This window comes from Paenibacillus andongensis, from assembly GCF_025369935.1.
Taxonomy (GTDB): domain Bacteria; phylum Bacillota; class Bacilli; order Paenibacillales; family NBRC-103111; genus Paenibacillus_E; species Paenibacillus_E andongensis.
In genome coordinates, this window is record NZ_CP104467.1 from 2,475,293 (window position 1) to 2,497,864 (window position 22,572).

A 22,572-nucleotide genomic window follows, 5' to 3' on the forward strand; every position below is an offset into this window, starting at 1 on the left:
ACAGGGGAAGCCTTTATCAATAAATACACAATATAAAAAGGGCGTGAATCAATGAAGAAGAAAGCGTTAGCAGGCAGTATTATGGCAGTTACGCTTGTGATCCTGACCGCATGTACCGGTCAGGGCAATCAAAGCTCCAATGGAGATGCGGCGGCGACGTCTGGTGTCCCTGGTAAGGAAGAACGGTACAAACTGACTTTCTTGAGCTGGGCCAGTGACAAAATGACGGATCAGCCTTATGCAGTCAAAGTGATACAGGACAAGTTTAACGTAAACATCACCATTGACCCGGAGAAGGCGGAAACGTATCAGCAGCAGCTGCTTTTGGATATCGCTTCGGGAAAGGTGCCCGATTATTGGGTGGATTTGAAAATGCCCGACTACGATAAATTTGTCGCACAGGGCATTCCAGCCGAGCTTTCAGAGGACTTCATCAAACAGAACGCTCCCAATTATTATAAATGGCTGGTCAAAAATTTGGGCCAAGACCCATTTAAGTATCAACGCCGGGACGGCAAAATCTACTCCTTGCCGATTATTTGGACGCTTGGCAGCGATGGTATGGTCGTCGGCATCCGAAACGACTGGTTGAAAAATGTAGGGATTACCAAGGTGCCGGAAACTCTCGGCGAGCTGGAAGCAGCGTTAATCAAATTCAGAAACGACGACCCCGATAAAAACGGTAAGAAAGATACGTACGGTATGACCGCAAAAGCCGAGCTGCAGCCTGGGGTGATGCCGTTCTCGGATATGTTCACCTCAATCTTCGCCGCATTCGGCGTGTATCCAGGAGCATTCACAGAAGAAAACGGGAAAATTGTCAAGGGAGAAATTCAACCAGGCGCCAAGGATGCATTAACCCTACTAAATAAATGGTATAAACAGGACCTCATTGATCTTGAGTTTGCCGTGAACAAAAAAGCGAACGTAGATGATAAAATCATATCCGGAAAATATGGCGTAGTCGAAGCCTACTGGTGGAACTTCCTACCCGCAAGGGCGTTCTCCGGAGGCAAATACTTTGAGAAAATTCCAGGCGTAGATTGGGCGCTATTTGCCGGACCTAAAGGCCCGAATGGAGATTACGGCGTACTCCAGAAAAATCCGGTGGGCAATTCCGGTCAACAGTTTTCCAAGAAACTGGAAAAAGATCAAGGGAAACTGAAAAAGTACCTTGAGATTATGGATGCCTACAGCTTTAACGCGGATGTTCGCGCCTCGGTCACCTACGGGGAAAAGGGAAAAACGTATAACGTTACGCCGGAAGGCGACTATCAATTTATTCCTCCGTATGACCAAGAAAGCGAACGAATCAAGTTTGGAATCGGACCTCAATATCCGTTTATGGGCAGCTTTAACGATTATGATTTCCAGACTCCATTCATGACCGACGCGAAATATAGGGATTTGAGGAAAAAAGTCGAGCATATCGGCAAAGGAAAATATGATATTCTGGAGCCCGTATCCAGACCCGTGTTTAATGAGAATAAAGATAGACTCGATCAATTTGCCGTTAAAGCCTACATTGACTTCATTACCGGGAAACGGCCGATCAGTGAGTTTGACGCATTCGTTGCGGAATGGAATAAAATGGGTGGCGATCAAGTGATGAAGGAAGCCCAACAAAAATACGAAGAATTGTTCAAAAAATAAGAATGGAAAGAAGGAATGATTTTAAATGAGAACGTATCGTTTACAGCAGTTGGCCGATGTTACGGAAGGACATATTTTGAAAGACATTATGCCGGGGGATTATCTCTCTTACGGCGGCCTTGCCTTCGAGAAGCCGGGAGCACGCGCTCATACCAATGACGGTCCGGGCGGTATTGACTATCATGTGCACGAAGATTGCGAAGCTTTCCTTATCCTGCAGGGCAAAGGCGAGGTTGAAATCAATAAAGAACACATGTACCCCGTAAAGACGGGAGATGTCGTCATTATTGAGCCGGGAGAGGACCATCATCTCATCTCAAGCGTGGAAGATCCTATTGTCGTTGTCTGGTGTCATGCCGGATCGTCCCGCAATAAAAATCAAATGTAAAGAAGCGAAGAGAGGATGAGTAATATGAAGGCAGTTCTGGTCGGTTTAGGAAACTTCGGTTCAGGGTGGTACAAGAGACTGAGACGTCATGCTGGCGTGGAGGCGGTATGTGTTGTTGAAGCGAACGTTCAACTGCGCGAAACGATTGATCCGGAAACCCCGTTTTATTCGTCATTGGAAGAAGCGATCAACAGCGAGAACCCCGATTTCGTCATTAATGTTACGCCTCCTCACATTCACACTGCGATTAACGAGATTGCGTTCGCGCATGGCCTGCCTGTGCTCTGCGAGAAGCCGATTTCGAATGAGATTACGGATGCGCAATATATTGTCGGTCAGGCTGAACTTAAAAACATCCCATTCATGATTTCCGAAAATTACCGTTTCTTCGCTCCTGTGTTGAAGGCGAAGGAGCTTTTAGACAGTGGCGTTATCGGACATTTGTCATCGGTACACATCGAATTCGACCGCTATCATGTCGTACCCGTTCCTTATTTTGGTCGGCTGGCAAACGGATTGCTGGAAGATGTTACGATTCATCATTTCGATATGATCCGTTATTTTACCGGTCAGGAAGCGGTGAAAGTGTTCGCTATGAATAGCAATCCGCCTGGAAGCTGGACGGAGACAACGACGATCCACCTTAGCGCTTGGATGGAGCTTGACGGCGGGACAGTCGTGGATTATCACGGCAGCATGATGGCCAAGGGAAAACTGACCGAATGGTATGGAGATTGGCGTTTCGAAGGAGCGGATGGCGCGATTGTGCTAACGAGCAACCAAGTGCAGCTTATGAAGGATGGAAAGGCTGATGAAGTGTACACTTTCGACGGGGTCGGAAACGTGCTGTCGATCGATGAATTTCTAAATGCATTGAAGGAAAAGCGGGAGCCAAGACCAAACGGAAGAGATTATTTAAAGTCGCAGAGTTTGGCGCACGCTGCTGCTGTATCGTCGAGAACGGGCAAAATGCTTTCCGTGGAGGAAGCACTGAAAGAGGCTGTCTTAAAATGCTGAATTTGGACGATATCAAAAAAATCAAATCTAGTGTTAGACTTTCCGATTGCACAACAGCTACTGACCGTGAGGTTACCGTAGAGAAATCTTGGGTGAATAATATTTTAAGCGCTAGAGTTGTCAATCGGTCTGATCATTCACTGCGGATTAAAGAGGTCGTGCTTTTTTCTGGGGATATGAACCTTGCCCACGATACGCCATTTTACGGTGAAGGCTTTCAAATGCTGACTCAATACGGAGGGACGCTTTCTTCGCCCTATGTGATCGGGGCTTACGGAAAAGATCGGGACTTCTTCCGGATCCCCGAAACTCCGTTTCATGAGAACTTATGGACGGTTTACAATCTGATGGCCTTGTCTCCCTCTCATGAGGAGCATTTGCTTATGGCCTTTACTTCATGCAATCGCTTTTCCGGCGAGTTTCGATTCAGAAATTCCTATATAGAAGTGATTATGGATACAGAAGATTTAGAGCTGGGGCCTGGCCAGTCGTGGGAATTGGAGCCATTCATGTTTGCTTCCGGAGCGAACCGCGATCTGCTTTTTCAAGAACTGGCTGAATGCCTTAATCGGAACCACCCCCGCATGCTTTATCCTGAAATTCCTACGGGATGGTGTTCCTATTATTGCCTTCGTCCAATAACTGCTGAGGGACTTTACGAGAATGCGCGCAGCATGGTCCAGCGAATACCTGAACTGAAGCGAATTCAAATCGATGGGGGCTATGCAGCAGCCGACGGCGACTTCTTAATTCCGAGTGTCACGCTTGGAGATGACGTCAAAACGATTAGTGAAGGTATCCGAGCAACCGGGATTGAAGCTGCCGGCTACCTATCTCCCTTTATTGTAGAGCCGGGGTCGAAGCTGATGCTTGAGCATCCGGATTGGCTGGTTCAAGATCAGGAAGGCAAACCGTTCAATGGCATCGGTCAGAAAAAGAAGCTGCCCGAAAAGCAATGGTATATGCTGGACGGAACGCATCCAGAAGCCCAGAATTATTTGAGGTCAGCTGTCAGGGTTATGCATGATGAATGGGGATGGCGGTATTTCAAGCTGGATTTTCTGCAATACGGTGCTTTGCCAGGATGCCGTTACGACAAACAGGCAACGAGGATCGAAGCCTTTCGCAGTGGAATGAGGGCGATTATTGATGAAGTCGGGCACGACAGCTTTGTTCTGGGGTGCAATGCTCCTTTCTGGCCGCTTCTTGGCTTAGTTCACGGGAACCGGGTGACCAATGATATTGCAAGAGACTGGAAACATGTCAGCGGCAATGCGAAGGAGCTCTTTCCTCGGAACTGGCAAAACGACACCTTGTGGTATAACGACCCGGATGTCATAGTCCTCGAAAGAGTAACGTTTCGTAACCAAACGATTAGCGGTGAAGTCATTGAGAAGAGATCGGAAATTTCAGATCAAGAGTTCGAATTTCATAAAGCCGTTATTCTAGCATCCGGAGGGATGATCCTAAGCGGAGATTTAATTCCATCTCTATCCGAGGAAAATATTCGTGTATTGCAGAAGCTCTTGCCTCCAACTGGCAAAGCCGCCAGTTTTGACGACGATACTTATACGATTGGACGAATAAAATTGGAGGATCGTTATCTCATTTGCGTCTTCAATTTTGACGATCAGCCTAAAGATATCGAGATCAGCTTGGATGGATGCTATCGGGTTTACGATTTTTGGACGGACGAGGAAGTAGGTACCTACACAAACGCGATGAAACTTTACAGCTTAGAATCTCATTGTGCCAAGGTATTTTATTATGAGATCGGTGTCTTTTAGTTCTGTGGAAGTATGATGTGTCATTGCATAAATACCGCCAGGGGATCTCCAATACAGGGGGAACCGCTGGCTATTTCTTCCGCTATCGCAGATCATAAAGAATAAATTGACGAACAATTTAATTTGTCTTACAATATGATTTATTAATACTTATTTCCTTATTTTATATTATTTTTAATGAAGGGAAGAGAACAATTTGATGCCGGATGTGAACCATGAGCAATTGAATAACCGTTTTTCAGGTACGCCGATCATTTCAGAAATGCAGGTCATTCCTGTGGCGGGGTACGATAGCATGCTGCTTAATCTCAGCGGTGCACATGCTCCTTTCTTTACACGCAATATCATCATTCTTAAAGATAACGCAGGCCATACGGGGGTTGGTGAGGTTCCGGGCGGTGAAAAGATTCGTCAAACACTAGAGGATGCACGGACGCTCGTCATTGGTCAATCCATCGGTCAATATAATAACATTCTGAACACAGTACGCAAGCAGTTTGGTGATCGAGATGCTGGGGGACGCGGCTTGCAAACCTTTGATCTACGCATCACGATTCACGCCGTTACTGCTTTGGAAGCTGCACTGTTAGATATTCTGGGGAAATTCCTATGTGTTCCTGTTGCTGCGCTCCTTGGAGAGGGCCAGCAGCGTGACCGCGTAGAGATGTTAGGTTATTTGTTCTATATCGGCGATCGCAATCGGACGAAGCTTCCTTACTTGAGCGGGCAGGATAGCATGGATGACTGGACACGACTGCGCAATGAGGAAGCGCTTACATCTGAAGCTGTCGTCAAACTGGCTGAAGCGGCCTACAAGCGATATGGCTTTAACGATTTCAAGCTGAAAGGCGGCGTGCTTCGCGGAGAAGAGGAGATCGAGGCTGTCACCGCGTTAGCCGAACGTTTTCCGCAAGCAAGAATAACGCTTGATCCTAACGGGGCGTGGTCTTTGTCGGAAGCAATTCGCCTTTGTCGTGATCAACATCATGTACTGGCTTATGCCGAAGACCCTTGCGGTGCTGAAAATGGTTATTCTGGACGCGAGGTAATGGCAGAGTTTCGTCGTGCTACCGGGCTGCCGACAGCTACAAATATGATCGCTACGGATTGGCGCCAGATGGGACACACGATTCAAATGAACGCGGTTGATATTCCGCTTGCTGATCCGCACTTCTGGACGATGCAAGGCTCTGTTCGAGTCGCTCAGATGTGTCATGAATGGGGACTGACGTGGGGATCGCATTCTAACAATCATTTTGATATTTCACTGGCTATGTTTACTCATGTCGCTGCTGCTGCACCGGGAAAAATCACTGCTATCGATACCCATTGGATTTGGCAGGACGGACAGCGTCTGACCAAAGAGCCGTTCCAAATTGTCGGAGGCATGGTGGAAGTTCCGAACAGGCCAGGTCTTGGCATTGAGATTGATATGGTTGAAATTGAGAAAGCGCACCAGCTTTATAAGGAGAAAGGGCTTGGAGCACGTGATGATGCGATGGCTATGCAGTATTTGATTCCTAGCTGGAAATTCGATCATAAACAGCCTTGCCTTGTAAGGTAAGCGAGAAAATCAAATGAATTGAAGGAGAGATCACAATGGACGTTAGTCTTATTCGCGGAGTCATACCGCCTATTGTTACACCCGTTGATGCTGATGAATGCGTGGAAGAGCAGGGACTACGAAGGGTAGTCGAGCACGTTATCGCAGGAGGGGTGCACGGTATCCTTTCTTTAGGCAGTAATGGTGAATTTTACGGATTGGATCATGAGCAGCAGGAGCGGGCAGTTCGCATTACGATTGAGCAGGTTGCGGGCCGGGTGCCGGTATATATGGGGATTGGAGCCATCACGACTAAGGAATGCGTTCAGTTAGCCAGATTAGGTGAATCGTTAAATGCCAAGGCGATAACGATATTGCCACCCATGTTTCTTGCGCCTTCGGAAGAAGAGTTGTATCAGCATTTCCGTAAAGTAGCTGAAGCCACTGCTTTGCCAGTATTGCTTTATAACAATCCGGATCGCGTGGGGAATAATATTTCCGTTAACTTGATTGAACGGCTTGCCGATATTCCCAATATCGTCGGAGTGAAAGATAGCAGCGGAGATCTAACTTTGACTTCCGAGTATATCCGCAGAACACGGGAAAAGGGATTTAAGGTCATGGCGGGAAGGGATGTTATGATCTTAGGCTCATTGGTTTACGGTGCTGTAGGTTGTGTGGCTTCAACGGCGAATATTGTGCCGGCATTGGTCGTTGAAATTTACGAGAAGTTTATAGCCGGGGATCTAACGGGAGCTTTGGAAGCCCAGTTTAAGCTGGCTCCTCTTCGCATGGCTTCTAATCTGGCTAGTTTTCCGGTGGTGACCAAAGAGGCCATGAACCTTATCGGTCTTGAAGTGGGAGGCTCGATCTTGCCGAACACGAGCTGCTCCGAAATCAATAGAAATAAGCTTGCTGACATATTGAAGCAGATGGGAGCTCTTAAATGAAAATGAAAGTAGGATTCATTGGGTTGGGTATTATGGGTAAGCCCATGAGTAGAAACTTGTTGAAAGCGGGTTATGAGCTAGTTGTTCTCGATACAAGTAAGAGTGGTTCGGAGCTTGCAGCGGCGGGAGCCAAGACGGCCTCTACACCTAAAGCCTTGGCTGAGCTTGTGGATGTCATTATTACCATGCTGCCGAATTCACCGCAGGTGAATGAAGTAGTATTGGGCCCGAATGGCGTCATCGAAGGGGCTAAAACAGGAACCATCGTTGTCGATATGAGTTCGATCGCGCCTCTGACTAGCCAGGAGATCGCACGGAAGCTGGCGGAAAAAGGGATAGAAATGCTGGACGCTCCTGTGAGCGGGGGAGAGCCTAAGGCGATCGAGGGGACTCTTTCCGTGATGGTTGGCGGAAAGAAAGAAGTATTCGATCAATGCTATGATGTGTTAAAAGCAATGGCCGCCTCTGTTATACGTACAGGAGACATCGGAGCTGGGAATGTGACCAAGCTGGCCAATCAGATCGTAGTTGCCATTAACATTGCCGCGATGTCCGAAGCGTTCGTGCTCGCCAGCAAGGTTGGTGTTCAGCCAGAGCTCGTTTATCAGGCGATTCGCGGCGGTTTAGCTGGCAGCACTGTCTTAGATGCAAAAGCGCCGCTGGTAATGGATCGCAATTTTGACCCGGGATTCCGTATCAACCTGCACATAAAGGACTTGAGCAACGTCTTGGAAACCTCTCATGAAGTAGGCGTGCCTCTACCACTGACGGCTGCCGTTATGGAAATGATGCAGGCCTTGAAGGTGGATGGAATGGGTGATTGTGACCACGGGAGTTTGATTCGCTACTATGAGAAAATGGCCAAGGTCGAAGTTAATAGGTAAGCATCCATTAAAAACCTCTTATCACCTATAAGGGGTTTTCTTTGTTAAAATAGAAGTATCAGATTTTTGTGCGCAATAAAGAGAGGAGAGAAGCACCATGCGTATTATTTTGGCACCCGATTCATATAAAGGGAGCTTATCTGCCCGTGCTGTTGCTGATGCGATGGAACGGGGGATTCGGGATGTATTTCCTGATGCTGCGGTGATCAAAGTACCTATAGCTGATGGCGGTGAAGGCACGGTAGAAACTCTTATAACGGCTACCAGTGGTCGAATGATCCAACAGAAAATAGTAGGACCTTTGGGTGAAGAAATTGACTCCTATTGGGGGATTCTCGGCGATGGAGAAACCGGGGTGATCGAGCTTGCGGCCGCATCCGGATTACCATTGGTACCGAAGGAACAAAGGAACCCGCTGTTGACGACGACTTTTGGGACCGGACAATTAATTAAGGCGGCTCTCGATTACGGATTGCGTAAGCTAATTATAGGTATCGGAGGCAGCGCAACCAATGACGGCGGAGCGGGAATAGCACAGGCCTTAGGAGTCAAATTCCTGGATTCGGATGACAATGAGCTATCCCAAGGCGGGGTGGCTCTTGCCAAGCTCGCACGAATTGATCTATCCAATTTAGATAAGCGTATTGCCGAAACGGATATTAAGGTCGCATGCGACGTCGATAACCCGCTGTACGGGCCGTTAGGTGCTTCCGCGGTTTTTGGTCCGCAAAAAGGTGCCACATCTGATATGGTGGCTCAATTAGATCATGCCCTTAAGAATTATGCGGCAGTTACCCAATTGGCAACACGCAGGGACGTTGCACTTATTCCGGGTGCCGGTGCAGCCGGCGGTGTAGGGGCAGGATTGTTGTTTTTCACGAATGCGAAGCTGACACCAGGCATTCAAATTGTGCTGGAGGCTGGCGATTTCGCTGAAAAGCTTAAGCAGGCGGATCTGGTCATAACCGGTGAAGGCTCCACCGACTTTCAAACCGCGCACGGTAAAGCCCCTGTTGGTGTGGCTAAGATCGCCAAGCAGGCGGGCATCCCGACGATCTGCTTGTCCGGCGGTTTAGGTAAAGGCGCTGAGGATGTACTTCAACATGGGATCGATGGTCTGATGAGTATTGTGCCTCGGCCCATGGAATTAGAGCAATGTATAGTATCGGCTGAAGAGCTTATTCAAGCTGCCACGGCTAGAATATGCAGATTGATAAGCATCGGAATCAAGATGAAATAAGTTCATAGCTATAGGACAACATTGTTATTTTATCTAATTCGTCTTACAATATGATTATGCATTTTAGTCAGCTAGGAGAGAAGGGCAATTATGGTAGAACTTAAAGGAAGCGTAGAATTGGAGACTGTTAAACGAAACACGCTGCCTAAGCAAGTCGTTGACAGCATTGTTCAGCTGCTGATCAGCGGTCAGCTTAAACCTGGTGATAAACTGCCGTCCGAGATGGAATTGATCGATATGTTAGGCGTGAGTCGGCCAGTTCTGCGGGAAGCATTAAGTTCGCTCGAAGCACTTGAAGTGATTACGAGAAAAACCCGTGGCGGTACCCATTTTAATAATAAAATCGGCAGCAATCCGTTCTCGGTGATGCTGGCTTTGTCCATTGGCAACCTTCCAGCGATCATCGAAGCACGAATGGCATTAGAATTGGGACTTGTGGCTATTGCGGCAGAAAAGATTACGAACGAGCAGTTGAAACGATTAAAGGAAACTATTGATGAAATTGCGGGCAGTGTAGATAACAACTATGGGGAAGCGGACAAAGAATTTCATCGGATTATTGCAATGAGTGCGAACAATCCGATCATTGAAGGGATGATAGATCCGCTGCTTATAACCCATGACAAAATGGACAGACAAATTAGGCAACGTGAACGTGATGTAACGGTCCAATTTCATACTGATATCTATAATGCGCTCGTTAATCGGGATCCACAAGAAGCGTTTACTCATATGTACCGACATCTTAGTTATGTCCGAAATAAGCTATTGCAGGTATATCAAAACGAATAAGCGGTCCATGACGGTCCATTTATAAAGTCTGCCCAATCTCTCGCGACTGCGATACAGAGACCAAGCAGACTTTTTTCATTACAAGGTCCTTGCGAAAGGGCCTTCTTTTACATAAACAAAATAACTTGTTAACGAGCAGCTTACACTCAAATGTTAAAATTCCCTTGACTTCAGTAAAAGTGAGAGCGGAGTGACAGTGTGAGAAAAACGATGCTTAAGAAAAAATGGCTCTTTATATTCGGAATGTTAAGTTTAATCGTTAGCTCAAGTGCATACGCGGCATTTTCTTTTAACCTTAAAGAAACGGATAGTGAGGAAGCTGTTTCACCTTCAATGGCATACGCCTCCATAGTAAATCAACCACGAAATTCCCCTTCTCTCATCAAAAATGGAGCTAACACAACCACAGGCTGGCAGTTGACTCCAGCAGGTAACCAAATTCCGCTTGGGAGTTTTCCGATGGGCGGCGTGCTAAGCCCGGATGGACGTTTTTTGATTGTATCGAATGATGGTGTTGCCACGCAATCTCTGCAGGTAATCGACGTCTTAGATCAGAAGGTCTTGCAAACACTGTCCTACAATGCTCCCGAAGCTCTCTATTTGGGCCTCTCTTTCAGCCCTGACGGATCCAAGCTTTATGCTTCCGGCGGAGGAAATAATAAAATTCGGGTATTTCAATTTACCGGCGGGACTTTAACGGAACAGAATTCAATTCCCCTTAAAGATTCCAAGGGGACCAACTTTTATCCGGCAGGAATCATTGTTTCGCCGGATGGGAAATGGCTGTATACCGCTAATAATGTAAATAATTCCGTATCTCGAATCAATTTATTGACACAAAAGATCGAATCTACCGTTTCCGTTGGAAATAGGCCCTATTCACCTTTGCTAAGTCGAGACGGGAAAACGATTTACGTCAGTAACTGGGGAGAGAGCAGCGTAGGTGTGCTGGATGCTGATACCATGAAGCTCAAGGAACTCATCCCCGTGGGGCTTCACCCGAATGCTATTGCTGAGAATCCGCTCTCAGGCCTTCTTTATGTATCCAATTCCGATAGCGATGATATTTCAATTATTGATCCTTCCCTTCTACAAGTTATCGAAACCATTTCCGTATTGCCGTATCCCAATGCACCAACAGGTAGTCAACCTGATGCGCTTTCCGTTAGTTCCGATGGAACCAAGCTGTATATTGCGAATGCCGGGAACAATGATGTAGCCGTCGTGAATTTGGATTCTGCCGGAAAAGCCTCCGGTGCACACATTTCGGGATTAATCCCTACAGCCTGGTATCCGACCGGGGTTTTTCTTAGTAAGGATGAGTCTAAAATATTCGTCCTTAATGCCAAAGGACTGGGATCAGGGCCGAATGCTAAGCCGGTTCAATGGGTAGGAAGCATGTCGACGGGGACCTTGTCTACTATCGAAATTCCAGCGGAAGACCAGCTTCAGGCGTATACAAAGCAAGTCGAATTCAACAATCGTCGAGGTGGCGGCGAATCAGCCTCTCCGGCAGCGGAGGAGAAAGAGTTCCCCATACCGAGTCATATTTCGCAATCGTCACCGATTAAGCATATTATTTACGTCATTAAGGAAAATCGGACCTACGACGACATTCTTGGCGATTTAGGCAGAGGTAATGGTGACCCGAGTCTTGTGGAGTTTGGAAGAAATTTTACCCCGAACCATCATAAACTGGCGGAACAATTTGTTACGTTGGATCATTTTTATGCCGTTTCGGATGTTAGTGCAGACGGACAGAACTGGTCAACAGCCGGGAAAGCCAATGATTATGTGCAGAAAAATTGGCACGCCAATTATTCGGGCCGGAACCGGGATTACGACTTTGAAGGGGGCGGCGGGGGAGATGAGCCGAGCGGGGCGCCATTCACCCGATCGAAAGAGGGATTTCTATGGGATTTGGCTCTGAAATCGGGGATTACTTTTCGAAATTACGGTCAATTCATGCAGAACTATGATCCCAAGACAAAACAATATTATCCTAATGACAAGAAAACGACTGATTTCGGCGGAAATTACGACCCTTACTACGGCGGATGGGATTTAAGCCTATCAGATATGACTCGTTACCAAGAATGGGAGAAAGAGTTTAAAAAATATGAGAAGAACGGCAATTTACCGCAGCTGGAAACCGTCTATTTGCCAGACGATCATACGGCAGGCACGTTTCCGGGATTTCGAACCCCGCAAGCGATGATGGCCTCCAATGATTTGGCACTCGGTAAATTGGTCGATACGGTCAGTCATTCGATGTACTGGAAAGATACGGCGATTTTTGTTATCGAGGATGATGCACAGAGCGGCGTTGATCATGTAGAGGCCCATCGGGTTGTGGCTCTGGCTGTAAGTCCGTATACACAGACCGGTCGAGTCGATAGTACGCCATATAATACGACCTCTATGCTAAGAACGATGGAACTGATTCTCGGTCTAAAGCCGATGACCCAGTTTGATGCTTCTTCCATCCCGATGTTAGGGGCATTTACGGCGAATCCGGTTTTTACGCCTTACCTTGCGGAAATACCGAGATATCCAATTGACCGGCTCAACAGTGAAGATGCTCCGAATGCGGAAATTTCCAAAAGCCTTGATTTCTCCAGTCCGGACTCGGCTGATCGTGACAAGCTGAATGATGCCATCTGGCAGACAACAAACGGAGCCAAACCTGACCCGAAAAAACATAATTAGCAACCTGCCGGCGGCTTGTGGTAGCGAGCCGCTGCTGTTTATCTTAGAGGAGCTGGACAACATAATGGATTTTCAAAAGTTTCTGGATGTCAATATTAAAAAACCTTCATTGATTTCCGTGAGTTTGATTTTGTTGATCCTATGGGGGATTTATGGTGCTTTTCAAATGAAAACCGATTATTTGCCCTCTATCCAAAATTCAACCATTATGGTTACTGTAAAAACAAATTCATGGGATGCCAAGCAAGTCAAATCCTTTGTATCCGATCCGGTGGTTCAAACGCTAAGGGGTATGAAAGGGTTGGAAGCCTTGGAATCTAATTCCTTTAACGGCGGATTTTTTTGCAGCTTATATTTTCCTATTGACTATGATATGGAAAGGGCGAAATCCGATGTTCAGCAATATCTTGCGGGTTTTACCATGCCAATTGGTGCAGAGAAGCCTATCATTACCTTGCTTAGCACGGATGCTTTTCCCATTGCCCGAATACAATTGGAAAGCCTGACGGACGAAACGAATGAATCTCAGCTAAGAATAGATGAGGCACAAAAAATCCATAACCGTCTTCAAAGCCTCCCGGGGATTAGTGAAGTACGGGTTATTGGTGAAGATTCGAACATCATTCATATAGAGTTGGATCAGCAGGCGATGACCGAGCGTGGATTCACAATGGAAGACATCCATCAGGCTCTGGGGCAAAATCACTATTCCACCGTTTCAGGTAAATTGGACTGGAACGGCAATATCATACCGATAAAAGTTACTGGATCGGAAGATAGTGCTTATGAAAAATTAAAGCAAATGCCGGTTCATCGTCTAGATGGTGTTCAAACTACACTATCTGCCTTTGCTGATGTTAAAGAGACTTTGAAAGAAGGAGCTACGGTAGTAAGATCTGATGGACGCCCCAGTGTGATCTTCGAAGTTGTCAAACATCCTTCTTTCAATGTTATGGATGTCACCAAGGACCTTCACGACAGTATAAAAGAGTTGGAAGCTTCTTTGCCTAAAGGTACTCAATTACATGTTATTTATAGCCGAGGCGACAATATTCAGGAGTCCATTCAGCATCTAATCCAGGAAGGGCTTCTTGGTGTCTTCTTTAGTTTTGTGAGTATTATTGTCTTTCTTCGTTCATTTCGATTTGCTGTCATTACAGCTGTATCTATCCCAATCAGTTTGTTTGTAACAACCGGTTTACTAAATCTGATGGGAATCTCTTTAAATCTTTTGACGATGGCAGGCTTAATTGTGGCTATGGGGCGGGTTGTCGACGATTCGATCGTTGTTGTCGATCAAATTCTGAGATTGCGTAAAGAATCTCCTCAGCTTCCGCATCGACTTATTATTTCTATAGCCGTTAAGGATATGGCTGCTCCTGTGGTTTCTTCTACGCTTACAACTGTCTGCGTGTTTTTACCGATTTTAATGACCAAAGGGATGATTAGCTCCTCATTCTGGTCGTTTTCTTGGTGCGTTATCCTTACCTTATTAGTTTCCATGATAGTCGCATTGCTGATCATTCCGATATTTGCTGCTAAGTGGGGAGGACTGGCTGGGTATAAAGAGACGACAAACTGGGAACCGAGAATGCGGGCATTCTGGGTGTTGACAGTAAATAAACGTAAGATGATCATTGGAGTAAGTTTTGCTGCTCTTCTGTTTTCGATATTTGCAGCCTACCGTTTGCCGGTCAATCTAATCCCGACGAACGGGATAAGTGCTGTAACCATCAAAGCGGTCGGAGCTGATAACAGGAAGGATTTGGACGGGGATGTTAAGCGGATGGAGGTCCTGCTTCAAAAGGACGCAAGGATTCAAACCTTCTCTAGCGTTATCGGGACCGATTTCACGCCACAATTCGATGACGTATTCGATGAAGGGGGAGGATGGGTGGATGTTGGGCAGCAGGCACAAATGAATGTCGTCTTGAAAAGAAAAAGCGAAGAAAATTCCTTTATTCATGACATGCAGCATCATATCGCTTCACTTCCCATGCGTTCATCCATTACGATCTCCAATCAAAACATTTCCGGAGATGATGCGCGGACTACACTAAGAGTTGTAGGAGCTGATGCGGAGACTTTAAATCATATTGCCGATCTTATCAGCGCTAAACTTAAGCTTGTTCCTGGAATCCGCGTTCAAGAAGTAGAAAGTGAGCAGGAAGGGTATCAAATAAAGTTGGATGAGAAGAAACTCGAAGAGCTTGGTCTGCATAAGGAAGAGATCTTACGAATGATTGCCGATATGATGCCGAAGGATCATCTGGTACGAATGGACGGTCAAAACATTCCCGTAAACGTTTCCTTAAAAAAAGATCTGAGCGCCGTAGACCCGCTACTGTTTCTCGGGGATCAAACGATCCCAACACCGGCAGGTAATTCGGTTCGTTTAAGTGAACTTGGCGTTTTGATGCCCATGATTAATCCTCCACCGATCAGAGAAAGAAATGGAAAGTTTTATTCACTTGTAACCGTCGATATGATAAGCTCCGACATAGGCAAAGCCACCTCTCAAATGGAAACTGCACTGAAAGAGATTGAACTGCCGAAAGGAGTTCGTATTATTACGGGGGGAGTGTCTTCTCAGGTTCGGGAGATGATCCTTGAGGCGGGCATCTCTTTGCTTTTCACAGTCATACTTATCTCATTTATTGTAGGCATTATGTTCAGAGGTTGGAGAGCGCCTTTATCCGTGATAGTCTCTATTCCTTTTGCTGGAGTTGGGGCTATCGGTGGATTATGGGTTACAAGTGGAGAGTGGAACTTGTCGGCCATCGTCGGTTTGTTAATGCTTGCAGGCATTGTTGTAACAAACAGTATCGTCCTAGTTGATCAGATGGAGAAATATCGAAGAGCTGGAACCGAGTTATCTGAAGCGGTAGCCATGGGGGTAATGAGACGCATCCGCCCGATTTGTATGACTGCCTGTACAACCATACTCACTTGTTTGCCGCTAATATGGGTTTCAACACAAGACACAATTGTTTCTAAAACACTCGGAGTTGTCGTAGTGGGCGGAATGTTAAGCTCGACTATTGTAACTTTACTAGTGATTCCGTTCATTTATAGATGGCTCCACAACGGCAGGGGCTTTCTTTCCAGTGTACCACATAATCAAAAATAGATTGTAATCCTTGTCGCTCGCTGAAAATCAAATTTAGCGAAGAAAGTGTACAGGGATCGAGGATTTCTCCCATCGTGACCATCAAAAACAAAGAAAAGGCTAAGGGATGCTTCCCTTAGCTTTTTCTGAACTTTGCACTCGTATCCGCATTATTCTTGTTTACTACCCTTATTTTTATCGTGTCCGTTGCCGTTCCCTTTTTCGCTGCCGTTGTGGTGGCTTTTGTTCCTTTTTTCTTTTGCTTGATCGGATTTATTTATATCCTGGTTGTCTCTACCCTTTTTTGTCTGATCTGCTTTTTCCTCTACCGAGATTTCCTGTTTTTCTTGGACTGAGATAGCCTCGTTTATAGCTGGTGATATTCCTGGTGTTGGAACTGGTGTTGGAACAAGCGAAGCAACCGGATGTTGCTCTACCTTAGCTGTTACGTCCTCATTCGTCTGCTCCAGTCGCTTTTTACTTTCGATTTTGGAAAGTTTTTTATCCAAATGGGTAAACGACTTTTCTATATTTTTCATTAGAGCTAACTGGGCTTTCGGATTTCCTACTTTTTCCAATGCTGAGGTCAAGGCTAGAATGTTGTGCTGCAAATCGTCTTTTACCTTCAGTATCTGCTCAGGATTTTTCACTTCCTTTACAGGATAGGTCACATCTTCGGCTTCAGTTTGCTCGGAATTTGCTATCTGCTCACTGCCCGGATTAGCTGCGATTGTTGTTGTTTGTTCTTTTTGTGTTGAAGCCTTTACTTCAGCAGCAGCCGATTGTGTCGCAGTTTCTGCTAGTGCAGACTTTTCGGTTGTCGACAAACCGGAAGCCTGATCTGTTTTTTGAACAGCATTTTGCTGAGTTTCCAGCGACTTCTGAAGAGATAGATTTGCCTCATTCGTTTTCCCTTTAGCCAATAAAGCGTTCGCTTCTGCTAGTCGCTCTTGGGCAAATGCGGCAAGCAGTCTTGCCTCCTTTATGTCATTGATAGTTAGGGCTAATCGGATATTTTCGTACATTGTTTTTACAAAGTAGAAGAAGTCTCCTGGCAATAGATTCGAAGTCTCTGTTTTGGATTCGTTTAAAGTAATGCCAGCTTGTGAAGAGGCAGCCGTATCCTTGGTGACGTTCACGGATGCAGGAGTAGATGACGGTGTTGGTGTTGAAATTTCCGAAGCTAATACGCTACTGGTGCCTATGCTAAAAACGAGTACGCTGAGCATGGCGCTTTTGGTGAGAAGGTTGTACCTTTTGGGTTCTTTTGTGAACTTTACTATCATGAGTATTACCACCTTTTGTATGTAGTCTAGCATCAACCGATACTAAGGTATACGAAACACGGAAGTATTTTCAGGGGGCAGGTAGATTTAAGAACGCGGATCGTGGGGTGCAAAATAAAAATACATTTGACATTAGTTTGACATAAAACTATAATTCAGACATGAAACCAAGAGATGCTGTATCATTAATTTCCAAAATTAGAGAGAAGATTAATCGGTTTATTGTGTCAGAAATGGTGAAATATGGGGTAGACGATATTGCCACTTCACATGGGGATATCATCTATGCACTACTTAAGAAGTCTAGACTGACAATGGCGGAGATCGCGAAGAAAATTGATAAGGATAAGTCTACTGTTACAGCACTTGTTGACAAGTTGGTCCGCCTCGGATATGTGACAAAGGAAAGGGACACAGTGGATACAAGGGTTGTATATGTTGCCTTAACTCATAAGGGAGAGGAACTGAGACCCGTATTTGAAGCAATATCAAAAGAAATGTTAGACGTTTTTTACTTGGATATTTCGGAAAAAGAAAAAGAGGAATTACTAAGAATTCTAATGAAGATTTATAACAACTTCTAAATTTTTTTAGATTAATAGTTTGATATCAAACTAAAATACAAGGAGGAACTGTTCATGAAAGATTATACGAAAGCATTGCCCGATCATACTGTGAAATATATTGGGGAAAATGATTTATTTTTAGAAATATTCGAGGGAGAAGACTTTCCGGAGGCAATTCAAAAAAGACCTCCTCTGCTATTTGTACACGGTGCCTATACGGGCAGTTGGATGTGGAGCAAATACATTCCTCACTTTATAAGCAAAGGGTGGAAATGCTATGTTATGAATTTGAGAAGTCACTATAAAAGCAGGCTGCTCGATATGACAAATGTATCATTCGAGGATTATTTGGAGGATATTAAGGAGGTTATCGCCGAGTGTGGTGATTCACCGATTCTTATTGGATTTAGCATGGGTGGGATATTGAGCCAGAAGCTGGCTGAAACCATCGAGTTCGCCGGTTTAGTGGTGATCGATACAAGCATAAGCAAGGAAGTTTATGAATTAGTACCATACAAAGAATTAACTCAGATGACACCGGGAATCATAGTGCCTGCCCCAGTCCGTGAAGAGCATTCAAGCATAGATGAATCAGCAGATGATATTGAATTTCAGAAAAAGTATCTGACAATGGAGTCATCAAAGGCATTTAGCGCTTTTTCAAAGGGTGGAATTTCAATAGACAGCAGTTTGATATCTTGCCCAGGCTTGGTTATCAAAGCAGTAAATTGTGATGATGATAACCGGCGGGGGAGGGTTACAGCAGAGCATCTCAAGGCTGAATATACAGGGCTTTGGAATACGACTCACACCGGCTTGCTTGTTGGCCAGAGATATATGGAGGTAGTAGATAGAATAATGGAATGGTTAAAAAGGTTTTGAAAAAGGTATCAGGCTTAGATAAGGAGGCCACAGTTGGTAACCGCCATAGCTTTGCGTGATTAAAATTGGCGTGATACGAAACTTGAGTATACGCAGCGTGAACGAAAGTCTGCAAAAAGTAGCCGAAGAACGAGGCGCTATCTTTGTCGATAACAATAACGCAAAAAACGCTAATTAGCATGCGTAATGTTGTATAAACTACAACAACACGGATAAGCAAGCGGATGTTTAAAACATATACGTCTTAAGCGCAACTTGCCTTGCGTCAACTTTCATAGACCCTCGTATTCAAGGACAGCGTAAGCCGTTTTTCTTACTTTGGCATTAATCAGCATCAGCCGCACAACGAAACCCGATGTTTCCCGTCGAGCTATCAGGTGTATTTTTGCTGCGAGCCGCAACGCGATACCGATTGCAATAGGATTTATGACATAAGTAGGAACCGCCGCGCAGAACCTTGCTATCTCCTGATGAAGGTCCTACCGGATTGTCCGACGTGCCTTGGATATGATAAGTTGAGCTGAACCAATCCGAACACCACTCCCACACGTTACCGGAGACGTTATACAAGCCATAACCGTTTGGATCAAAGGATCTCACTGGAGCCGTGCCCTCATATCCGTCGCTTGCATTATTTTTCACTGGAAACTTTCCTTGCCAAATGTTGCAATTATGTCGTCCTCCCTGCTTAAGCTCATCTCCCCAGGGATAACGTTTTTGCACAAGACCGCCTCTAGCGGCAAATTCCCATTCCGCTTCCGTAGGCAACCGCTTACCTGCCCAGCCGCAATAAGCCATGGCATCATTCCATGATAAATGAATAACCGGATGATCCAACCGGTCCTCAATTCCGGAATCGGGTCCATCCGGATGACGCCAATCTGCGCCTTCCACTGCCCACCACCATGGCGTTTGCTGGGCGGAATTTTTCACTTTCATCGCTGTAGCTTCTGAGACAAAAAGGTGAAACACGAACGACCATCCGAAGGTTTCTGCTTCTGTCTTATAGCCAGTATCATCGATAAATCGTTTAAATTCAATATTCGTTACCGTACAAGGATCTATATAAAAAGGTTTCACCATAATCTCTCTGACAGGTCCTTCTCCATCTGCCGGAAATCCTTCTAGATCGTCAGTTCCCATCAAAAACTTTCCGCCAGGCAATAAAATCATTTGTACTTTGTTGCCTTGATCTATACTGGGCTTCACGGATTGTGCCTCATGTGCGGGAGTCAAGTGAACTGATTGTGTGGTATTTCGGCTTGCTGAACAGCATGCCGGTTTATGGGAATCCATACGAGGAGTCACCGCTTCCATTGGTTTGGGATAATGTTAGCTGAAGAACGCGATACCGTCTAATCCTGAAATCAGTATCCCCCAGTATCTTCAGTCCATAATAATACTATAACTCACTTTATTCTTTTTTGGAATAAACTTCACGGATGAACTAAGCCAACGTTTACTCATAGAGTGAGCGTCTTTTTTTGTTAGAACAATACGAAATGTTCACTAGAGCCGGAAATTGAATTTGTATTCGCCTAAGAAATTGATATGATTAATTGCGAGAACATCGAGCACTTATTCGTAACGGTTGCTATCGTAACACTCTGATGTTGAACTACAAGCTTTGGCAAAAAAATTTAGCTTATGCGCTTTGCTAACATCCAATAATAAGGGTTGTGAGGGGATATAATGATGAAGCATCTGCTTCTGGCTGACGATAATGCAAATATAAGGGTGCTCCTTCGGTATGCCATGACCAAAGAAGGCTATCAGGTGTACGAAGCACAAGATGGCGTGGAAGCGGTCAAACTGATGGAACAAGCCCCTATTGATCTAGCAATTATTGATGTTATGATGCCAAGAATGGACGGTTTCGATCTTTGCGAGTACATTAGGCAAAATTACGATATTCCGATCATAATGCTCACTGCACGAGATCAACTGTCAGACAAAGAAGAAGGTTATTTGCGCGGCACGGATGACTATGTGACGAAGCCATTCGAGCCCGAGGAGCTGGTCTTCAGGGTCAAAGCGCTGTTTCGTCGCTATAATCGCACTTCAAGTGATATCATTCGGATGAATCGGATTGTTATAGATCGGAAAAATATAGAGGTTTCCGATGGTCAATCCGTTCTCTTTTTGCCGATGAAAGAATTCGAGCTGCTCTCGCAGCTTGCACAGTATCCAGGTCGCCTATTCTCGCGCGATGAACTTATTCATCTCGTCTGGGGAGCAGACTACGAAGGCGATGACCGCACTGTCGATGTCCATATAAAGCGGCTGCGCCAACGTTTTGCCGATTATGCGGACGATTTCGCTATTCAGACAGTGCGAGGTATCGGTTACAAGATTGAGGTGAAGGCGCTGTGAGATCGCTATACTTCCGAGTCTTCCTCATTACGATAGCTGTTATCTTTGCTAGCAGCTTGTTGGGCTTTTTCTTATCGAATACCTACTATCATGTGAAACTGAAGCCATTTAATGATGAGAAGCTCGTAGTCATTGCGGAGCAAATGAAGCAGTTTGTAGAGAAGGAACCTAATAGCATGGATCATTATTTGCACAATGCAGCGGCGCTTGGTTACGAAATCTATTTGACAGATGCGCAAGGCGACGATCGATTCTATGGGCGTGACTTTCGCGAGCATGATTTGGACACGCATGCCAAAGACTTGGTGCTTGGTGGCGGCTTGTACCATGGTGTTGCTCAGTTCCCCAATAAACCGTTTATCTCTGGCTTCTTCGATAATCGCTTAAGTAATACAGTCGGAATCCTCGTCCATGTCAGTGATCGAAACTATGCTTTGTTCATGCGTCCGGACGTGATTTTACAGTTTGGTGAATTGCGCATATTCTTTGCACTAATCGGTCTGTTCACTGTTCTCATTAGTATCATATTCTTCTTAATTAGTACAAGATATTTGGTTAAGCCGATTACGCGCTTATCTGAAGCAACGAAACGAATTGCCCAAGGTAACTATAATCTAAGATTACCGACCAATAGACGTGATGAAATTGGGCAATTGGCCGGACATTTTATGACGATGAGTCGAGAATTGGAACGAGTTGACCAATCACGTCAACAGTTTGTGTCGAATGTATCGCATGAAATTCAAACTCCACTCACCTCGATTCAGGGGTTTGCAAAAGTGTTGGCTGAGCGCGATCTTCCCCAGAAAGAACGTGAGCATTATTCATCCATTATTGAAGAAGAAAGCCGCCATCTCTCGCTGCTCAGCAAACAACTGCTCTTGCTCTCATCCCTGGAACAAGGACAAGAGACATTAACCAAAATGACATTCTCCCTACAGGGGCAAATTCGCCAAGCCGTTCAAGTGCTGCAATGGCAGTTAGAAGAAAAGGAGTTGCTGCTGAAGATATCAGTTCCCGATTCGATTAAGCTACATGGAGACGAGGTTCTACTCATGCAAGTATGGATGAACTTGCTTAGTAATGCAGTGAATCATATTCCAAGTGGAAGAACCATTGATATACGTGCAGAGCAATTGAACTCGCAATGTGTGGTTTATATTCGGGATACAGGCAACGGCATAGCCCCTGAGCATTTACCATTCTTGTTTGATCGGTTCTATCGGGGGGATCGTGCACGTGAGCGTTCATCCGGTCGAACAGGACTTGGACTTGCAATTGTAAAGAAAATTGTTCAAATCCATGGTGGTAATATAGAGGTGGTCAGCTCGTCTGAAGGAACACTCTTTACTGTGGCACTACCTCAGTTGTAACATGTTATTCATTCGCCGTT

17 protein-coding genes are annotated in these 22,572 nt (G+C 45.4%); 15 read left to right on the forward strand and 2 right to left on the reverse strand.

Features of this window, described 5'->3' with window-relative positions; all coding sequences use genetic code 11:
* Positions 1–51 precede the first annotated feature (51 nt).
* The 11 genes from NYR53_RS11130 to NYR53_RS11180 all read left to right on the forward strand — a co-directional run bounded on the left by NYR53_RS11130 (position 52) and on the right by NYR53_RS11180 (position 16,093).
* Positions 52–1,653, forward strand: a complete 1,602-nt coding sequence (locus tag NYR53_RS11130) for an extracellular solute-binding protein (protein WP_261305220.1) — start codon at positions 52–54, stop codon at positions 1,651–1,653.
* A 25-nt stretch (positions 1,654–1,678) separates the two neighbouring features.
* Positions 1,679–2,041 (forward strand): cupin domain-containing protein, encoded by a 363-nt coding sequence (locus NYR53_RS11135; protein ID WP_261305221.1) that lies wholly within the window; start codon positions 1,679–1,681, stop codon positions 2,039–2,041.
* A gap of 24 nt (positions 2,042–2,065) precedes the next feature.
* Positions 2,066–3,058, forward strand: a complete 993-nt coding sequence (locus NYR53_RS11140) for a Gfo/Idh/MocA family protein (RefSeq protein ID WP_261305222.1) — start codon at positions 2,066–2,068, stop codon at positions 3,056–3,058.
* The gene (locus tag NYR53_RS11145; protein ID WP_261305223.1) at positions 3,052–4,845 is read left to right on the forward strand and encodes a glycoside hydrolase family 36 protein; all 1,794 of its coding nucleotides are present in this window, start codon (positions 3,052–3,054) and stop codon (positions 4,843–4,845) included. Before NYR53_RS11140 ends, NYR53_RS11145 begins: the two co-directional genes overlap by 7 nt.
* A 199-nt stretch (positions 4,846–5,044) precedes the next feature.
* Positions 5,045–6,409 (forward strand): glucarate dehydratase, encoded by a 1,365-nt coding sequence (gene gudD, locus NYR53_RS11150; RefSeq protein WP_261305224.1) that lies wholly within the window; start codon positions 5,045–5,047, stop codon positions 6,407–6,409.
* Between the two features lie 35 nt (positions 6,410–6,444).
* Positions 6,445–7,338 (forward strand): 4-hydroxy-tetrahydrodipicolinate synthase, encoded by an 894-nt coding sequence (gene dapA / locus NYR53_RS11155; protein ID WP_261305225.1) that lies wholly within the window; start codon positions 6,445–6,447, stop codon positions 7,336–7,338.
* Positions 7,335–8,222: a 2-hydroxy-3-oxopropionate reductase gene (gene garR / locus NYR53_RS11160; protein ID WP_261305226.1), complete on the forward strand. Its 888-nt coding sequence runs from the start codon at positions 7,335–7,337 to the stop codon at positions 8,220–8,222. The genes dapA and garR overlap by 4 nt, the downstream gene beginning before the upstream one ends.
* Before the next feature lie 97 nt (positions 8,223–8,319).
* On the forward strand, positions 8,320–9,462 hold the full coding sequence (locus NYR53_RS11165; protein WP_261305227.1) for a glycerate kinase: 1,143 nt from the start codon (positions 8,320–8,322) through the stop codon (positions 9,460–9,462).
* 90 nt (positions 9,463–9,552) lie between these two features.
* Positions 9,553–10,254, forward strand: a complete 702-nt coding sequence (locus NYR53_RS11170; protein WP_261305228.1) for a FadR/GntR family transcriptional regulator — start codon at positions 9,553–9,555, stop codon at positions 10,252–10,254.
* 243 nt (positions 10,255–10,497) lie between these two features.
* Positions 10,498–12,963 (forward strand): bifunctional YncE family protein/alkaline phosphatase family protein, encoded by a 2,466-nt coding sequence (locus tag NYR53_RS11175; protein ID WP_261305229.1) that lies wholly within the window; start codon positions 10,498–10,500, stop codon positions 12,961–12,963.
* 64 nt (positions 12,964–13,027) lie between these two features.
* Complete coding sequence (locus tag NYR53_RS11180) at positions 13,028–16,093, forward strand: efflux RND transporter permease subunit (protein ID WP_261305230.1); 3,066 nt, start codon at positions 13,028–13,030, stop codon at positions 16,091–16,093.
* Between the two features lie 149 nt (positions 16,094–16,242).
* Here the strand turns inward: NYR53_RS11180 and NYR53_RS11185 are convergent, their stop codons facing one another.
* Entirely contained in the window at positions 16,243–17,358 is a 1,116-nt protein-coding gene (locus NYR53_RS11185; RefSeq protein ID WP_261305231.1) for a DUF5667 domain-containing protein, read from the reverse strand.
* A 161-nt stretch (positions 17,359–17,519) separates the two neighbouring features.
* Here NYR53_RS11185 and NYR53_RS11190 point away from each other — a divergent pair, with 161 nt between their 5' ends.
* Complete coding sequence (locus NYR53_RS11190) at positions 17,520–17,942, forward strand: MarR family winged helix-turn-helix transcriptional regulator (RefSeq protein WP_261305232.1); 423 nt, start codon at positions 17,520–17,522, stop codon at positions 17,940–17,942.
* A gap of 54 nt (positions 17,943–17,996) precedes the next feature.
* Positions 17,997–18,806 (forward strand): alpha/beta fold hydrolase, encoded by an 810-nt coding sequence (locus NYR53_RS11195; RefSeq protein WP_261305233.1) that lies wholly within the window; start codon positions 17,997–17,999, stop codon positions 18,804–18,806.
* A gap of 324 nt (positions 18,807–19,130) precedes the next feature.
* Here the strand turns inward: NYR53_RS11195 and NYR53_RS11200 are convergent, their stop codons facing one another.
* Complete coding sequence (locus NYR53_RS11200; protein WP_437180173.1) at positions 19,131–20,102, reverse strand: formylglycine-generating enzyme family protein; 972 nt, start codon at positions 20,100–20,102, stop codon at positions 19,131–19,133.
* Between the two features lie 393 nt (positions 20,103–20,495).
* Between NYR53_RS11200 and NYR53_RS11205 the strand changes: the two genes are divergently transcribed.
* Entirely contained in the window at positions 20,496–21,179 is a 684-nt protein-coding gene (locus NYR53_RS11205; RefSeq protein WP_261306332.1) for a response regulator transcription factor, read from the forward strand.
* Entirely contained in the window at positions 21,176–22,552 is a 1,377-nt protein-coding gene (locus tag NYR53_RS11210; RefSeq protein WP_261305234.1) for a sensor histidine kinase, read from the forward strand. The genes NYR53_RS11205 and NYR53_RS11210 overlap by 4 nt, the downstream gene beginning before the upstream one ends.
* The last annotated feature ends 20 nt before the right edge of the window (positions 22,553–22,572 follow it).

Excerpts from the sequence above, each read along its gene's own strand:
- NYR53_RS11130 (WP_261305220.1), top strand. The coding sequence starts at position 52 with ATGAAGAAGAAAGCGTTAGCAGGCAGTATTATGGCAGTTACGCTTGTG.
- NYR53_RS11135 (WP_261305221.1), top strand. The coding sequence starts at position 1,679 with ATGAGAACGTATCGTTTACAGCAGTTGGCCGATGTTACGGAAGGACAT.
- NYR53_RS11140 (WP_261305222.1), top strand. The coding sequence starts at position 2,066 with ATGAAGGCAGTTCTGGTCGGTTTAGGAAACTTCGGTTCAGGGTGGTAC.
- NYR53_RS11145 (WP_261305223.1), top strand. The coding sequence starts at position 3,052 with ATGCTGAATTTGGACGATATCAAAAAAATCAAATCTAGTGTTAGACTT.
- gudD (WP_261305224.1), top strand. The coding sequence starts at position 5,045 with ATGCCGGATGTGAACCATGAGCAATTGAATAACCGTTTTTCAGGTACG.
- dapA (WP_261305225.1), top strand. The coding sequence starts at position 6,445 with ATGGACGTTAGTCTTATTCGCGGAGTCATACCGCCTATTGTTACACCC.
- garR (WP_261305226.1), top strand. The coding sequence starts at position 7,335 with ATGAAAATGAAAGTAGGATTCATTGGGTTGGGTATTATGGGTAAGCCC.
- NYR53_RS11165 (WP_261305227.1), top strand. The coding sequence starts at position 8,320 with ATGCGTATTATTTTGGCACCCGATTCATATAAAGGGAGCTTATCTGCC.
- NYR53_RS11170 (WP_261305228.1), top strand. The coding sequence starts at position 9,553 with ATGGTAGAACTTAAAGGAAGCGTAGAATTGGAGACTGTTAAACGAAAC.
- NYR53_RS11175 (WP_261305229.1), top strand. The coding sequence starts at position 10,498 with ATGTTAAGTTTAATCGTTAGCTCAAGTGCATACGCGGCATTTTCTTTT.
- NYR53_RS11180 (WP_261305230.1), top strand. The coding sequence starts at position 13,028 with ATGGATTTTCAAAAGTTTCTGGATGTCAATATTAAAAAACCTTCATTG.
- NYR53_RS11185 (WP_261305231.1), bottom strand. The coding sequence starts at position 17,358 with ATGATAGTAAAGTTCACAAAAGAACCCAAAAGGTACAACCTTCTCACC.
- NYR53_RS11190 (WP_261305232.1), top strand. The coding sequence starts at position 17,520 with ATGAAACCAAGAGATGCTGTATCATTAATTTCCAAAATTAGAGAGAAG.
- NYR53_RS11195 (WP_261305233.1), top strand. The coding sequence starts at position 17,997 with ATGAAAGATTATACGAAAGCATTGCCCGATCATACTGTGAAATATATT.
- NYR53_RS11200 (WP_437180173.1), bottom strand. The coding sequence starts at position 20,102 with ATGGATTCCCATAAACCGGCATGCTGTTCAGCAAGCCGAAATACCACA.